Annotated in this window: 11 protein-coding genes and 1 riboswitch; of the genes, 9 read left to right on the top strand and 2 right to left on the bottom strand. The window is 41.8% G+C overall.

What is annotated here, in order from left to right; genetic code table 11:
• Positions 1-68: 68 nt before the first annotated feature.
• Positions 69-1,268, bottom strand: a complete 1,200-nt coding sequence (locus BABA_RS14990; protein ID WP_007086051.1) for a C40 family peptidase — start codon at positions 1,266-1,268, stop codon at positions 69-71.
• Between the two features lie 704 nt (positions 1,269-1,972).
• Between BABA_RS14990 and BABA_RS14985 the strand changes: the two genes are divergently transcribed.
• Complete coding sequence (locus tag BABA_RS14985; RefSeq protein ID WP_007086050.1) at positions 1,973-2,371, top strand: hypothetical protein; 399 nt, start codon at positions 1,973-1,975, stop codon at positions 2,369-2,371.
• 223 nt (positions 2,372-2,594) lie between these two features.
• Complete coding sequence (locus tag BABA_RS14980) at positions 2,595-2,771, top strand: hypothetical protein (protein ID WP_157273204.1); 177 nt, start codon at positions 2,595-2,597, stop codon at positions 2,769-2,771.
• A gap of 226 nt (positions 2,772-2,997) precedes the next feature.
• Here BABA_RS14980 and BABA_RS14975 read toward each other — a convergent pair whose 3' ends face one another.
• A complete protein-coding gene (locus BABA_RS14975; RefSeq protein WP_007086049.1) occupies positions 2,998-4,185 on the bottom strand; it encodes a HupE/UreJ family protein in 1,188 nt (395 codons plus the stop codon).
• Positions 4,186-4,368: 183 nt separating this feature from the next.
• Here BABA_RS14975 and BABA_RS14970 point away from each other — a divergent pair, with 183 nt between their 5' ends.
• The 7 genes from BABA_RS14970 (at position 4,369) to BABA_RS14945 (ending at position 16,106) form a co-directional block, all read left to right on the top strand.
• Positions 4,369-10,428: a DUF4350 domain-containing protein gene (locus BABA_RS14970; protein ID WP_007086048.1), complete on the top strand. Its 6,060-nt coding sequence runs from the start codon at positions 4,369-4,371 to the stop codon at positions 10,426-10,428.
• A gap of 157 nt (positions 10,429-10,585) precedes the next feature.
• Positions 10,586-10,670, top strand: a riboswitch (cyclic di-GMP riboswitch).
• 35 nt (positions 10,671-10,705) lie between these two features.
• On the top strand, positions 10,706-10,849 hold the full coding sequence (locus tag BABA_RS27365; RefSeq protein WP_157273203.1) for a hypothetical protein: 144 nt from the start codon (positions 10,706-10,708) through the stop codon (positions 10,847-10,849).
• 248 nt (positions 10,850-11,097) lie between these two features.
• A complete protein-coding gene (locus BABA_RS14965) occupies positions 11,098-11,328 on the top strand; it encodes a hypothetical protein (protein ID WP_007086047.1) in 231 nt (76 codons plus the stop codon).
• Positions 11,321-11,587 (top strand): type II toxin-antitoxin system RelE family toxin, encoded by a 267-nt coding sequence (locus BABA_RS14960; protein WP_007086046.1) that lies wholly within the window; start codon positions 11,321-11,323, stop codon positions 11,585-11,587. The genes BABA_RS14965 and BABA_RS14960 overlap by 8 nt, the downstream gene beginning before the upstream one ends.
• Before the next feature lie 335 nt (positions 11,588-11,922).
• Entirely contained in the window at positions 11,923-12,927 is a 1,005-nt protein-coding gene (locus BABA_RS14955) for a DUF3231 family protein (RefSeq protein WP_007086045.1), read from the top strand.
• Positions 12,928-13,555: 628 nt separating this feature from the next.
• Positions 13,556-14,827, top strand: a complete 1,272-nt coding sequence (locus BABA_RS14950; protein ID WP_007086044.1) for a glycosyltransferase family 4 protein — start codon at positions 13,556-13,558, stop codon at positions 14,825-14,827.
• A complete protein-coding gene (locus BABA_RS14945) occupies positions 14,775-16,106 on the top strand; it encodes a glycosyltransferase (protein WP_007086043.1) in 1,332 nt (443 codons plus the stop codon). Before BABA_RS14950 ends, BABA_RS14945 begins: the two co-directional genes overlap by 53 nt.
• Positions 16,107-16,184: the final 78 nt, after the last annotated feature.

The raw sequence follows: 16,184 nt of genomic DNA, 5'->3' as shown, positions 1-16,184 counted from the left end.
GTACAGGGGATGATTCTTTTAAACATAGAAAAGCCAATCTTCTAAAATAGAAGACTGGCTTTTGACTGCTAGTAAAACCGCTTAAATGCGGCAAAATGTTCCGTATAGTAGGTGCTTTTTAAAGTGGAAATCATGATGCCTTTCTTCTCATCGGCATGGATGAATTGATCGCCGCCGAGGTAGATGCCCATGTGAGAAATCCCTTTAATATATGTATTTTGAAAAAATACGAGGTCGCCTGGCTTAGGGTTGTCCACGTAAAAGCTGCGATCATAATAACCTGCGGCAGAATAGCGCCCGATTTTCGTGCCGGTTTGGTTCGCGACATAATAGATGAACCCGCTGCAATCAAAGCCGGAGAGAGAACTGCCACCCCAAACGTAAGGGATACCCATTAAACTCTTTGCCACCGTGACCACGTTACTTGAAACAGGAGTCTCGGGTGCCGACGCTGCTGGGGCTTGTCCCGTTACCTTGAGTTTTTGCCCAACGTAAATCATATCGGAAGTAAGATTGTTAAGTGACTTTAAGCCCTGGACGGTTGTTTGGTATTGCATCGCAATTTTTCCAAGGGTATCACCGCTTTTGATGATATACTCACTCGTCTCGGAAAGAGGCGGCACGTTTGCTGGCGGCGGCGGTGCTGGTGTGTTCTGCTGTTGTCCGCTTACCTTCAATGTTTGCCCAGCATAAATCAAATCGGACAATAAATTATTAAGTGATTTCAGCTGCTGAACGGTCATGCCAAATTGAACACCAATTTTGCTCAGCGTGTCGCCGCTTTTGATGGTATATTCGCTTGTCGATGCCGGTGTTGTGGGAGCGGTTGGCGTTGGTGCCGGTATATTAGGCTGCGGCGCCGTCACGGTTATAGACTGTGCTGGTGACACTTTCAGTTGTTGGCCAACATAAATCATGGTATTCGTCAGATTGTTCCATTGCTGGAGCTCGCCGACCGTGACATTGTAGCGGTTGGCGATTTTGATCAACGCGTCGCCGCTAACGACTGTATAGGTAGTTTGCTGTACCGCTTCTACGGTTGTGGCCTTAGGGCCAGTAGAAATTTGCAGAAATTGATTTTCGTAGATTAGGTCGGACGTCAAACCGTTCTGATTCTTAATCTCATTGACACTTGTCTTATATTGGGAAGCAATTTTCGATAGGGTGTCACCTTTTTGTACTTTGTACGTATCGGCAAGGGCAGACCCGGCAAAAAACGTCGAAAAAACAGCAGTTGTCGATACAGTGCGAACAATAGATTTCTTCATCTCGTAAAAATCACCTCATATTTTCATATTTTTATTAATTTTACCATAGTTTGCTAATGTTTCGGTGAAAAAATTGCGAAACACGAAGAATTTACCGTGAAAATAGAAGAATTTGCAAAATGTATGGGGGATGGATTGAAAAGTTGGCAGAATGTGACTGGATATCTACGGAAAGGAGGAGGTCTATGGTCGCTATGAAAGGTTCTACGTGACCGAAGCCGGTAGAAAAGAGAGGACAAGGTAACGTATAGAGGCTCAACGTGACCGAAGCCGGTTAAAAAACGAGGACAAGGTCACATAGAGAGGTTCTACATGACCGAAGCCGGTAGAAAAACGAGGACAAGGTCACATAGAGAGGTTCTACATGACCGAAGCCGCTAGAAAAGCGAGGATAAGGTAACGTAGAGAGGTTCCACGTGACATTAACTTTTATTCGCCAGTAAACGAAGGTTATCCGACAGTAATTAGGGCGTATCCGACAATAAATATAGGTCATCCGCCAGTAAGTGGAGCTTATGCGATAGTAAACGGGAGTGATTAACTGCTTCAAACCTTGTATCAACCACCTCCGAGGCGCATCCTATATAAAAGAAATATGAGTTTCTACTATCAAAATGGTAAAAAAACCAATTTCCTCCTTTAAAACTCTGAAAATTAAAATTATAATAGAATAGGACAAATTGACTATAGTAAGGAGAAAAGAAATGGGAAAGACATTTTTGAAAATCGCGGCAGTTTATTTTTCAATCGGGGTACTATTGGGAATGACCATGGGGATTATTCATGACTTCCGATTAACCTCTGTACACGCCCATGTGAATTTATTGGGCTGGGTATCCAGTGCCATATTTGGATTGATTTACTCCGTTTATCCATTTGCGGCCAAAACAAAACTAGCAAAAACTCATTTTTGGCTGCATAATATTGGACTTCCGGTGATGATGATTGGATTGGTCTGTGAAACATTCGGTATTACTGCGGGTCTGCCAGTTATGATTGTTGGGTCGTTAGCGGTAGTTGTTGGTACATTGCTGTTTACGACGAATATATTTAAAATGATCAACGCAAGCCGTATTCAAAAAGCGAACGATTTAAACATGTAAGAGAGTAAAGGACTTCCTAAAGTAGGCAGTCTTTTTCTTTGTTTTCACGCCCACAGCCTGATGGACCATCGCAACAAACGTGAATCAGGGGGGCGTTCGTTCCCGTGCTTCCTAAAAAAAGGGTATGAGTAAAAGCCGTAATTGGAGGATATTGCGAAGTAACGTTCAATCATACCGATGAAGACCAAAACACTCAGCGAATGCCGATATAATGGTCTTCATCATGCTTATGAAGACCAAAACACTTAGTGAATGCCAGCAAAATGGTCTTCATCAAGCCGATGAAGGACAAAACACCAAAAATCCTGAGCAAAATGGTCTTCATCAAGTCATCGAAGACGACTTAGTCCCACTTGGCATAAAGTATGTAATAAGTGAGCCGAAAATACATCGTAAGTGAATGAAGATCAAAAAGAAGCATGATTGGAATTCAAGAGATGCTACAGTAATATTCAAAGTCACTGATGATACATTAGGATTGTCATATAATATTTAGCCCATCTGGTTCAACTGATGGGCTATTGTATATCCAGTTTCGGTCATTGGTAATGGCATATTTGGTGACTGACACCATTAATACTTAACATTAATTTTTCGCGGGTGGAGCATGGGAACCGTCCCCTGCATCACATGAATACCCGCTGCACCAGCCAAATAGCGCCCATGGCCACTATTGCATAGGATCCATAGGTAACAATTTTTCGGGAGCTTTTCAGCTTAAACAGATAGGCCAGCAATGGTAGCAATAGCAACACGATGGACAATTGAACAAATTCGATCCCTAGGTTGAAATTCACTAAGGCGACGGCCAGATGGCTTTTGGGAATGGCCATTTCTTTTAAAATTGAAGCAAAGCCGAGGCCGTGAATTAAGCCGAATACAAATGTGATGCTCCAGCGGTGGCGGATCTCCTTGCGGAAAATGTTCTCCAACGCGACGTAACAGATACTAAAGGCGATGACGGCTTCGACAAAACGGGACGGCAGGGTGATCACACCCAAGACGGCCAAGCTGAGCGTGATACTGTGGGCAATCGTAAAAGAAGTCACAATCGCCGCGTATTGTTTAAAGGTTTGCTTGCGTAGCAGCAGGGCAAACAGAAACAACAAATGATCATAACCGGTCAGAATATGAAGCATACCCAGCTTGAAAAAGGAAAACCACGAAGAAGTGGCTGATTTTTCGACAGGTTTCGCCGCCGCCCCAGTCCCCGCACCGCCCTTATCAGGCTGCACAGATGACCCAGCGCCCGACTGCTGTTCTTGCTGCACTTCCGTTAACAGCATCGTCCACGTACGCTCCGACCCCTGCAGCACAGCCTCACTCGTTTCTCCCCGATACGAAGCAGAAATCAAGTTAACATAGTTTGTGGCGGTGTCATTGAAATAAAAACCATCATTAAACACAACGGTCTCCCCAGGTGCGAAGGCCGGAAAGGTCATAGTAACAGAAAGGAATTCTTTATTTTGCTTTTTGACCAGCTCCATTTTTTCAACGGTGGGGGTCTGCTCTTTGTTATCGACATCAAGGGTAAGACCCTCGGTGATCAATTCCTCTAAATGATGGCGCTCCTTTTTGATTTCTGATTTCTCAAGCACCCAGTTTTTGTTGGCATCCAACTTGGGTATTAATTCAAAAATCGATAACGTATCAAGGGTAAAGACGACTTCTGTCTTTTTCTCATCCATTGTGATGTTTGTATAACTAGCACTGTAAGCATGCGCAGAAGCATGTAGAGGATAGAATATAAGAGCAACAAGAAATACCAAGAATAATGGCCGAAAACTTCGAATTTTATCGAAAAACAAGATCACGATAATCCTCCTATTAAAATAGCGTTTGAATTAATATAATCATACTCTGAAATGGTTTGTATACATGGAAAAAATTCTTAACATGATTTTTACAAAGATCCCTTAAAACTGTATATCTTTTATTTTAGAAATTTCGTAGAATAGTAAAGCAATTGAATTTTTTCGAAAAAAGGGGTTGGAAAAATGAAAGGGAAAAGGTGGAAGTTAAAGCGCTGGACAAGCACGTTTATGACCGCACTCCTATTGATCAGCACGTTATTGCCAAGCAGTTTCATTGGCAGAGCACATGCGGAACAGGCTGATCATGTCGTCATCTCTCAATACTTTGGCGGGGGAGGCAATGCAGGTGCTCCTTTCAATAAGGATTTTATTGAGTTATACAATCCTACAGATCAAGATGTTGTTCTGGATGGCTGGTCTGTCCAGTATGCCTCCGCGGCAGGGACATCTTGGCAAGTTACTCCTTTAAAGGGAACGATTAAAGCACATGGATACTATTTGATTGGTGAAGCTGGCGGAGCAACCGGTGAGGATATTGCGACTCCAGATGCTGCAGGTGGCATAACCATGTCCGGTACAGCAGCGAAAGTAGCCCTTTTTAAAGACAAAACGACGGCTGCCACAGGTGCAAGACCAGCAGATACGATTGATTTTGTGGGGATTGGAACAACGGCAAACGCCTATGAGGGATCAGCGCCAACAAAGGCTCCGTCTAATACCACAAGTAACCAACGCCGTCCATACGCAAACGTAGACCCAGCGCCTGGCAAAGGCAATGCCTGGGATACAGATGATAACGCAGCGGACTTCTATACAGGGCCAGTTGCAGCACCAAGAAACACAGCAAGCCCATCGGAAGCCCCAATGGTTCCAGTGACAAGCTTGCAGCCAAAAGGCACGAACATTCAAATGATCCAAAATGGCACTTCTGTAACTGTAACAGGTTCGGCAGAGGCAGCGGAACAAGGGTCAACCATTAATATATATGAATCCGCTTCCAAGGGGACTGCGCTGGCAATAGCAACAGCGTCAGCGGATGGTTCCTTTGTGGCTAGCTTCACTTCTGAAAAAGCACTGTCTGATGTTTTCGTAGCGGCAACGCAAACGAACCTGGCTGAAAGTGCGACCATCCAAATCAATGTGGCCAAGCCGAGTACTTCTGTTGCGCAGGCAAAGTTAAGCTATGCGATCGCGGATGGTGTGGGAACATTAATTGGCGGCGCAGGCACGGCCGTAGCAAATGCAATCGTCAATGTGTATGACACAGCAGAAAAGGCAAAAAGATTAAATTCTGAAGATATCAACGCTGGGAATACGGGGGATTTTTCATTAACCATTAAAAATAATCCTCCATCCACGGTCTATGTCACCCAAATTACGACTTCTGCCAAGGGGATGATGTTGGAAAGTACCCCGGTATCCGTGACAAAGGCTGATACCACGGCGATTTCGAAGCTTGCAGAGGTACGCGCCTCGGATGCGAAAGGTCAGCCGGTCAACCTCAATAAGTTTTTTACCATTGAAGGTGTGGCAACGGTCGATAATCAGATTCTTGGCACGCAAAAACAAAACTTCTATCTGCAAGATGAGACAGCAGGGATTAATATTTTTGCTACTTCACTTGAGACAGCCTTTAAGGTTGTGAAAGGTGATAAATTACGAATTACAGGGAAAGTGTTAGTGTATAATGGCCTGACGGAATTCGAACCGACCTCCATTGAAAAAATAAGTGAAGGCAATCCGATTCCAGCAGCCATAAGCATGACCATCCTTGATTTAAACACGTATGCAACGGCTGAACCGGCCGAGGGAAGCCTTGTAACCGTAACAGGAAAGGTTTCGGCAGTGTCCGCTTCCAGCGGAAACTATAACGTTACCTTTGTGGATGAAAACAACAAGGCGACGACCCTGAGGGTAATGGGTGCTACAGGCATCAACCCTGACAAAGATCTTGTGACTGGAAAAAGCTATACAGTGACAGGTGTATTAGGTCAATATACGACAAATGCTTCGGCAACCAACGGGTACCAGGTTTACCCGCGTGATGTGAAGGACATCGCTTCCATTCTCGGCATCACCCATACAGCATTAAAAGAAGTTTATAAAGGAGCAGATGTGGAATTTGAAGCAAATGCAGACGGCGCCGAATCGGTCATCCTCTATTACCGTGCCAAAGACACTAGCGGCTATACGGCACTGCCAATGGGGAGCGGCGGCGATGGACGATACACGGCTAAACTAGCGGCAGCGAATGTACCGCAAAACGGCTTCGACTATTATATTGAAGCAAAAGCAGGAACACAGACACAATCGGCAGGAACGAGCGAATCGCCATATGCGATCACGTTAATCGATGACACTTTTGGCCCGGAAATCAGCGGCGAAACACCGCAGAATACGACAAAGGTTGAAAGTCCAAAACCTGAAATCTCTGCCTTACTCAACGACCCAAGCGGCGTGGATGAGAACACCGTGCACTTATGGCTCGATGGCAAGGAGCTAACAGCGCCAGAGGCAACCATTAGCAAAACACAGGTAAAATACACACCTAAAACCGACCTTGCACTTGGCACACACACCGTGAAGGTCGCAGCCAAAGACGTAAAAGGCAACCTAACCGAAAAAGAATGGACATTCGAGGTGGTTCCACGTTTTACCGGCGGCAATCATTACCGCGGGACAACCCATAACCACACGAATATTTCTCATGATGGCGCGGGAACACCGGAGGATGCGTTAAAAGCAGGGAAAGCCCATTATTATGATTGGTTTGCTTTTTCCGATCACTCCCATGATATCGATCCTGAAAAATTAGGAACGGACACAGTGGTTCGTGACGGCATGCAGGAGAGAACTGGCGGATCGCAATGGCAGTTAACAAAAGATCTCGCAGCTCAGTATACAAAAGATGATTATGTCGTGTTCCCGGCATTTGAAATGACCTCGACGACATGGGGACATTCGAATATCTTCGGTTCTGATAACTTTATCGACCGGAACATTAACGGCAAGCAATACCAGGATTTAAGCCAGTACTATGCATGGGTGATGACATACGATGATATCGTCGGTCAATTTAACCACCCGGATATGTCGGCGAATGCGTTTAACAACTTTAAACCTTATAACAAAGACGTAGATAAGTTATTTACAATGTTAGAAGTAGGAAATGGCTCCGGCCACTATGGCTATGCCAATGCCGAAACGAAATTTTTCTCCGCATTGGATTTAGGCTGGCATGTGGCGCCAACGTATGGCGAAGATAACCATGAAGGAACATGGGGTCAAGTGAATGCGCGTACCGTCATTGTGGCAGACGATCTTTCGCAGGCATCCTTGCTTCACTCGATGCGCAATATGCGTGTTTACATGGAGGAAGATCCAAACTTCACGTTGGATGTAAAGGCAAATGGATACTACATGGGATCAACGGTCGACAGCAAGAGCCTGAAGTTTGACATCAAAGGCAGTGACGATGTGGCTGAAGCTCATAACGACAGCGACTATAGCTACCTGCCAAAGAGCTATAAATCAGATGACCGCGTCGCAAAAGTTGAATTAATCACAAACGGCGGCAAAGTCGTTGATTCAATCACACCAATGGAAAAAGATTTCAAATGGACACCATCATACGACGTTACAGGCGGCCAGCAATGGTTTGTTGTCAAGGTAACGCAAATGGACGGCGAACGCATTTACTCTTCACCGATCTGGTCAAAAGAAGAAGCGGTTGACGTCAAAGTGAACAGCATCGATATTGACGGCGGCGTGATCATTGGCGGCAACCCGGCAACATTAAAAGCTACGGTAGCCAACAATGGGACACAAGTCGTGAAAAACGTAAAAGTAGACTTCTATTATGATGAAGTAAAGCAAGAGAATCTCATTGGAACAGATACGATTTCTTCTATTTTAACGAAGAGCTCTGCGACAGCGACAGCGAAATGGGCAAGCCCATTAAACGGCGATCATAAACTGATTGCGGTGGTGACGTCCTTAGATGGACTTGACCTTGGGGATGTGACATTCACATTACCTGTAAAAATTAAAGAACCGCTAGGCGTGAAAGTCGTCATCGATGCCTACCATGGCAACGAAAATACCAGCGGTGACAGCGGCAGCTACAAAGATAACTTAAAAGCCTTCACCCTAATGCTGCAAAAAGAAGGCTACACGGTTGTGGAAAATAAAGCAGCCTTTACAGATGAAGCATTAAACAATGTAAAAGTGCTCGTGTTAACACATGCAAGAACAGCCCTATCGGCTGATGAGCGGGCAGCGGTGGCAAAGTTTGTGAAAAATGGCGGCTCACTATTAATGGCCGGCAAAAGCAACAACAGCACGAATCCGACAATTAATAACCAATTATTAACGGATATCGGTTCGGCCATCCGTATGGGTAACGATGGCGTCTTTGATGACAGCAAGAGCGGCAACTTCTGGAGCGATCCGAAGGTAAGCCCATTTGCAGTCAGAGTTCACCCAGGACTCGTGTCCAACTATATTACTGACCGCGTTTCGTTTATCGATTACTACAGCGGCACAAGCTTGTCAGGCGCGGAAAATCAGCCGTTAACACAAGCTGGTAAGGTAACCATTTTAGTAAAAGGAAATGAAACGACCTACCAAGGAAACATCAAAGGCGGCTACACATATGACGCGGTTTCCGATGAAACGGGCGGTTCAGCGATTCCGCTAATCGCTTCAGAGGAAATTGGCGACAATGGCCGTGTGGTTGTTTCCGGCATGAATATTTTTAACGACAAGCAAATGGACGAGTCCTACGAGCCGAAAGGCAACGACGAGATGTCGCTAAATGCGGTCAACTGGCTGGCCCATCGTGAAACAAAGGTCAGCAAGATTGGTGATGCCCGGAAAATGGCTGAAGCGACCGATGTTGTCGTAGAAGGGACAGTGACTACCGGTGCCGGCGTCTTCTTCGATGCCTTCAACCTCCAGGATGAAACCGGTGGAATCATGGCTTTCCAGGAAGTTCCGGAGGGCTCCTTGAAGCCAGGAGACAAGGTTCGTGTGTACGGTCATATTAAGACATTTGACAACAACCTTGAGCTAGAGTTTACCGATTTTGCGAAGGATGTTATAAAAATCGGCAAAGGTGCGCCGCTCGCGCCGAAGACAGTTCCAACTGGCGAAGCGACATCTGCAGCGAATCAAGGCTTACTTGTAAAAGTAAAAGGAAAAGTCGTCTCGAAGTATGACGAAAATTCTTATGTCATCAATGACGGTTCTGGAGATGTATTAGTGTTTACAGACGGTTACATTGTGAACCAAAGCAATGTTCCGGTACCAGTTCTGAAAACGGGCGATACCTTAGAAGCGGTTGGCCTATCTGGCGCGTTTGCACAAGGGACGCGGATCCGTGTGAGAGACACAAGGGAACTTATTGGATTTGATACTACGGCACCAGATGCACCGGTTGTAAATGGTGTAACGGATGCAGACGAAACCATCACTGGTACGGCGGAGGCAAATGCGAGTGTGAAAGCAATGGCTGCCGGCAAAGAACTAGGGACTGCAACAGCAGATGAGTCCGGTACATTTACCATCGCGATTGCGAAGCAAACAGCAGGTACTAAAATTACCGTAACAGCAACTGACAAAGCTGGGAATGTAAGCAACGCAGCGGAAGTAATCGTAAGGGATGTAACAGCACCGGAAGCTCCAGTTGTAAACCCTGTGAATGATAATGACCTAGTCATTACTGGTACGGCGGAAGCAGGAGCAACGGTGATCGCTAAGGTGAATGGCCAAGAAATTGGCAAGGCAATTGCCACCGTTAGCGGTGCATATGCGATTTCAATTTCGAAGCAAACAGCAGGTTCAACGATCGTCATTACGGCTGCTGATGCTGCAGGGAACGTTAGCCAAGCAGCTAAGGTAACAGTGAAAGACGAAAAAGTGACGAAAGTAAGCGTAAAAACAGCTGTGCCTGGCACACAGGTATTTAAAGAACAAACCCAGTTTATTGCCACTTCAGAAGGAAGCAGAACGCCTGAATATCGCTTCTATATTCTTGATAAAAAGGGCGATGTAATCTTTTCGCAGAATTATGGGGTAAGCAATACTGTGAAATGGACGGCAAGAAATCCTGGAACCTATACCATTGTGGTGGAAGCAAAGGATCAGTATAACAACGGGTTATTCTCCAATTATTTTGAAGCTCGTTCAGAAATGAGCTTTGATGTAGCTGCGGGGAAAGGGAAAGGGAAAGATAAGAATTAATAGTGAACGAAAGGTGGAAAGAGTAGGGACATTTACTCTTTCCATCTTTTTTTATAGCTTTGGCCAGGTTACTCCCTGAACAGGGGCTGCGTTTTTTAGGTTTTTACTATGAAAATGGTAAAAAGTTTTTAATACTAAACAAATAGAAAAAAACAATCGTACGAAAGGGCAGCACCATTGAAAGATGGTTACGCAAAACTATAGGGGCTAAGGTCTATGGACTATGCTTGCCAGTTACCGAATACTAAGACCTCCGTACGATCCTTTGGAGGAGAACATGAATAGAAAAAACTTGAGAAAAAATGCACCTAGAAGTAAATGTGGATACTTAACGGCAAAGGAACAAAAAATTGTCGAATGGTATGAAAGTAAAAGGTTAGAGGCAAAACAAAGGAAATTGGCTTTGAATGATGTTAAATGAGAAAAAACTTTCTTTTCCAAAAGGATGTTTGTGGGGAATTTTAATATCAATACCAATATGGATACTTGTGATAGTTATTCTCGTTAAATTATTCTAAAGGCACTCATTTGAGTGTCTTTAATTATGTAAGTGATGTCGATCACAAATTGTAGGAAATTGCGGCGCCGTGTTCCCTGTTCAACAAACTTATCAACGAATACTTTATTGTGTATAATAATGGTAAACAAATCTATTCAAGAGGTGATAATATGAGTATTCGAAAAGAGGATCTTCATTTACTAGTGGACCTTGTAAGTGAGAAGGATACTAAACTCGTGTATGATCTTATTCGTGTTGTTATTGAAAAGAACAACGAAAAGGAGATTGTTGTAGAAGCTGATAATTCTCCACTAACTGAAAAAGAAAAAAAGATATTAAAACAAGCGGAAGTGGATATTGATAATGATGATTTGCTGGATTGGGATGATCTTCATGCCTGAATATAAAGTGAAAATAAGGAAACCAGCCGCTAAATACTATGAGAAATTACCAGCTAAGTTAAAGAATAAAGTCAAAGATGTTATAAATCAACTTCGAGAAAATCCTTATGCAATTCCAAATGTAAAACCGTTAGAAGGATCTGAACATGATGATTTTCGAATACGTATTGGATCCCTCCGTTTATTGTACCGAATCCAAAATAATACTTTAATTATTATTGTATTAGATCTTGGCCCCCGTGGAGATATTTACAAATAATTTATATCCTAAACCCTCACCTAGTAATTTTCCTTTTACAGGCTCAATTCCATCCCATCTGAGAATTATAACTGACCTCCTTCTCCTACATTTAATTTGTCTCTCAATTCTTTGCAATTGTAATTTGGCCTCTACTCGTCATTTTGCCACCCATAAATTCCATTAGATGAACCTTTCACCCTGGTTTAGTATGTATAAATAGTATGTAATGCTTAGTTGGAAATCAAATAATTACTGACATCAATGAAGCAGAAGAAGAACCGTCCCCTGCTTCATCTTTTAACAAACACATACCTTTTGTTGGATTGGTAAATAATATACAAGAGGTGATAAATGTGGATGAGAATAAATTAAAGCTCACATCTTCTGAAATAGGAACACTATGGGGAGAGTATGTGAACGGTACAATGACAGATGTGGTTAATAGATACATGGTCTCTATTATTGAGGACGAGGCAATTAAAGCCATTTTTGAGGATGCCCTTAAAATGTTTGAAAAACAAAAGCAGCAAATCGTAACTTTTATGGAGAAGGAGGGGTTTCCAGTTCCAATTGGATTTACTGAATCCGACCTCTATAAAGGGAAACAGAGATTATTCACAGATATATTTTGCTTGAATTATTTACATATTATGACCTTACATGGTTTGCTGGGACACAGCACTTCATTAGCTGTATCGGTTAGAAAAGACTTAAGGGACTTTTACGATTCATGCGATAATGATGCGAAAAAAATGTATCATCAAACCATTGAGTTATTACTTGAAAAAGGAAGTTTTCAAAGAGATCCTTTGTTTTATCCTGCTAATAACCCTGAATATGTATCTAGTCAAGATTTTACCGATGGTTTTTTTGGAAAAGGGCGGCGTTTAGCTGCAACAGAAATCATCAGTATTTCTTTGAACCTTAAAAAGAGTATTATGGCTAAAACCCTTTCTATCGCATTCAGCCAAGTCGCTCAAACAAAAGAAGTAAGAAAGTTTTTAATGGACACTGAGAAAACATCAGATGGACAAATAAAATCATTTACCAAAATAATGCAGTCTGATAATTTACCAGTTCCGAAATCGTGGGAAACAGAAGTAACAACTTCAGCGGATTCTCCTTTTTCCGATAAGCTCATGCTTTATCATATTGGATTTTTGTTTCAAGCTGCACAAAATTATCATGGGGCGGGTTTAGCCTCAGCGATACGGACAGACCTTGTAGCCGCTTATGAAGGAACTATTCTGAAAAACCTTATGGTTACAAAAAAATGGTTTGATTTGATGGTACAAAATAAATGGTTAGAACAACCACCTCTAGCTCCAAATAGAAAAGAAATTGCAAAAGAAATATAATGTTCTTTCCCCAGGGGAAGGACATTTTTTTAAGGGAAATTCTTATAAAAAAATCCTGATTAATAAGGATGGTAGTGTTAAGGTTGCCAGATGGGGATTTTTCACCAATTGGGGATCTTTGTTGTGGACAAATTGATGGTAGCGAATATGGAATTGTTGGAAACCCAAAAAGAATTAGCTTTAAGCTGTGGTAGAAAAGGATGGGTACTATGGTAGTGTATTTGGGTGATAATGTAGACTATCAAACTGGAGAGTGAACCCAATAAAACACTCCCTTAGCAAACAGCTTAGGGAGTGTTTTCATGTCTATTCAAAGCCCCACTTTGATTAAAGTAATACCATGTTCAACACGTAAAACCCGCCATTCGTCGCATTTATTCTCTGTTGAAAAAAGGATAAACTGGTTTAAATGAAAGACCTTAGAGTGATCATTGCAGATAATGATCCAGGTTCTAAAAACCTACTGGCATGCTTTATTTAGTTATTACCGGAATAGTATGTCACAGGAACACCTATCTCGCTCATTTTAGTAACTCAGATATCTAATGAAAGGATAAGTGTAAAAGCCCTTATATTTTCATTAGGTATTTTTTTTTAGGGACAATAGGAACCAAAAGGGGTGATGGAAGTGAAACGTGTATTAATTATTTCGCAGCAGTTTTACCCGGAAATAGGGAGTCATGCCAACCGCATTAAACACCTATATACACAGTTAGGGAAACATGATTTTGATGTAACGGTTCTCACTACTGAACCTTCATATCCAAATAAGAAGATTTATCAAAATGAAGAATTTTGGGATGAGGAGTCATTGAATCACGATCCTACTCACATTAAAAGAATTAAAATTAGCAGCAGAAAATATTCAAATCGGATATTGAATCGCTTATTTTATTATTTGGAAATTGCGTTCAAGTTTATATGGCTGATTCTTCGGGATAAACAGAAATATGATTATGTTTTTGTTACCTCACCCCCAATTTTCACGGGATTAGTAGGTCTTTTTGCTAAATATCGATACAAAACAAAGCTTATTTTAGATATACGGGATTTATGGCCTGAATCGTTAAAAGGGGTAGGAGTATTTGATCATGACCTCATTCTGAAATTCTTTGGTGCTTTAGAAACAATTCTATATAAAAAATCCGACAAAATCGTCATCAATAGTATGGGTTTTAAAGAGTACATTCAAAGGAAAGCAGGAATTCAAGACACAAAACTCCTCTTCATTCCTAATGGGGTAGTCAAAGAAGAACTAGCTCCGATGAAAAGGAAAAAGGGGACAAGAAAATTAATTTATGCCGGTAATCTTGGGCTTGCACAAAATACAGAAATCATTCATCAACTCGTCCCTCTTTTAGCTGAGCGGGACATTCAGCTAACGATTATTGGTTATGGAGTACATAGGAAACAGCTTGTAGATTCAATTAAAAGTTATAAGAATGTAAAATTTATTAAACCAATGACGAAAAAGCAATGCTTTACCATTATTGCCGAACATGATGTAGGATTAGTGACCTTAAAAGATAAAGAAGTCTTTAAAACGGTTCTGCCTGGAAAAATGATTGATTATATGACATGCGGAGTTCCAATCCTTGGGGTGGTGGATGGATATTCTAAAGATTTAATCAATAATGAAGGGGTTGGAATAGCCATAAATAACAGCGACCCACAACAAATAGTGGCGCAACTCGTCAAGCTGTTAGATAACGATCAAGTAAGAACACAAATGTCCCGAAAAGCGCAGGAACTTATTCTTAATGAATTTAATTGGGAGATTAATATTGCTAGTTTAGTAGAATACATGAGTGGAACCAAGTACCCTCAGCAAAGGAAGGATGCAGAAGATGGCGAAAAAAGTGTGCATGTTCGTATGGAATCACTTCACAAACGATGCTAGGGTATTGCGGGAATGTACCGCATTATCTGAAGCAGCGTATGAAGTCGATTTAGTGTGTATCCATGATCCAAAGGATGCTTCACTCCCAAGATTTGAACAAAGAAACGAAAACTTTAGGGTATATCGACTTAGAAGATATCCAGTTTTATTAGAATTAATCCAGAAAGGTTACAGGTACTCCTTACAACATAAATTGTTTGGAGCCTTTTTATTATGTGTATGGGGATGTTTGATTTATACCGTACCGGTGCTGTTTTCTATTTTAACTGTATTGGCTGTAATAATGTTGAAAACAAAACTTAACATTGTCTGGGTGAGAGGAAGTCTGATTCTCCGTATGATTCTAATGGGCTATAGAAAAGACTATGATATCTATCATTCGAATGATCTAAATACACTAACACAGGGGTATATTTCCTCCAAATGGCGCTTGAAACGAAAAAAATTGATATATGATTCCCATGAAGTACAAACGAGCCGTACAGGATATCACAGTTCGGCTTATGGGAAATTAGAAGGGTTTTTAATTAAAAAAATTGATGATATGATGGTTGAAAATCATACGAGAGCAGCCTATAACGAAGAATTGTACGGATTTTATCCAAGTGTTGTTCATAACTATCCGTTCAAACAAATCAATAATAACGGCGAAAAAGTCGATTTGCATGAAATTTTAAACATTCCAAGAGATGAAAAAATCCTGCTGTATCAAGGCGGAATTCAAACTGGCCGCGGTTTAGATAAGTTAGTGAAAGCTGCTCCGCTTTTTAATGAGGGAGTCCTGGTATTAATTGGCGACGGTAAAATAAAAAAGGAACTGCAAGCGACAGTAAAAGAAATGAAGCTTGATGATCGAGTGAAGTTCCTGCCGAAAGTACCGCTTGCTGAGCTGCCAAAGTATACAAGAAATGCGTATATAGGTTTTCAAGTATTAAACAATGTGTGTTTCAATCATTACTCAGCCTCTTCAAATAAATTGTTTGAATATATGATGGCTGGAGTTCCGGTAGTGGCTTGTGATTTTCCAGAAATTAAAAGAGTAGTAGAGGGTGACAGCACAGGAGTATGCGTCGATTCTCACGATCCAGCATCAATAGCAGAAGGAGTAAATGGGCTGTTACGAAACCAGAATAAGCATCAAGAGTTGCAAGCGAACTCCTATAACGCAAGTAAAAAATACAATTGGGAAAATGAAAAGGATATTTTCTTAAGCGTTTATCACCATACACATCAAACATTGTATAGTTCTTCCGTTAAGGACGTCTCTGAGAAAATTTGATAAAGGTTTGTTCAATGATGAACAAACTTCATAAAAATGAAGGTCAGTAATGGCCTTCAACCTGAACATACATCATGA

Origin of the sequence: Neobacillus bataviensis LMG 21833 (genome assembly GCF_000307875.1) — a bacterium.
In the GTDB taxonomy this organism is placed as follows: Bacteria; Bacillota; Bacilli; order Bacillales; family Cytobacillaceae; genus Neobacillus; species Neobacillus bataviensis.
Note: the sequence above shows the minus strand (reverse complement) of the source record. Positions and strands in the feature narration are given on the sequence as shown.

What these genes read in the sequence shown, in the direction of transcription:
- BABA_RS14990 (WP_007086051.1), bottom strand. Translation starts at nt 1,268, where the DNA reads ATGAAGAAATCTATTGTTCGCACTGTATCGACAACTGCTGTTTTTTCG.
- BABA_RS14985 (WP_007086050.1), top strand. Translation starts at nt 1,973, where the DNA reads ATGGGAAAGACATTTTTGAAAATCGCGGCAGTTTATTTTTCAATCGGG.
- BABA_RS14980 (WP_157273204.1), top strand. Translation starts at nt 2,595, where the DNA reads ATGCTTATGAAGACCAAAACACTTAGTGAATGCCAGCAAAATGGTCTT.
- BABA_RS14970 (WP_007086048.1), top strand. Translation starts at nt 4,369, where the DNA reads ATGAAAGGGAAAAGGTGGAAGTTAAAGCGCTGGACAAGCACGTTTATG.
- BABA_RS27365 (WP_157273203.1), top strand. Translation starts at nt 10,706, where the DNA reads ATGAATAGAAAAAACTTGAGAAAAAATGCACCTAGAAGTAAATGTGGA.
- BABA_RS14965 (WP_007086047.1), top strand. Translation starts at nt 11,098, where the DNA reads ATGAGTATTCGAAAAGAGGATCTTCATTTACTAGTGGACCTTGTAAGT.
- BABA_RS14960 (WP_007086046.1), top strand. Translation starts at nt 11,321, where the DNA reads ATGCCTGAATATAAAGTGAAAATAAGGAAACCAGCCGCTAAATACTAT.
- BABA_RS14945 (WP_007086043.1), top strand. Translation starts at nt 14,775, where the DNA reads ATGGCGAAAAAAGTGTGCATGTTCGTATGGAATCACTTCACAAACGAT.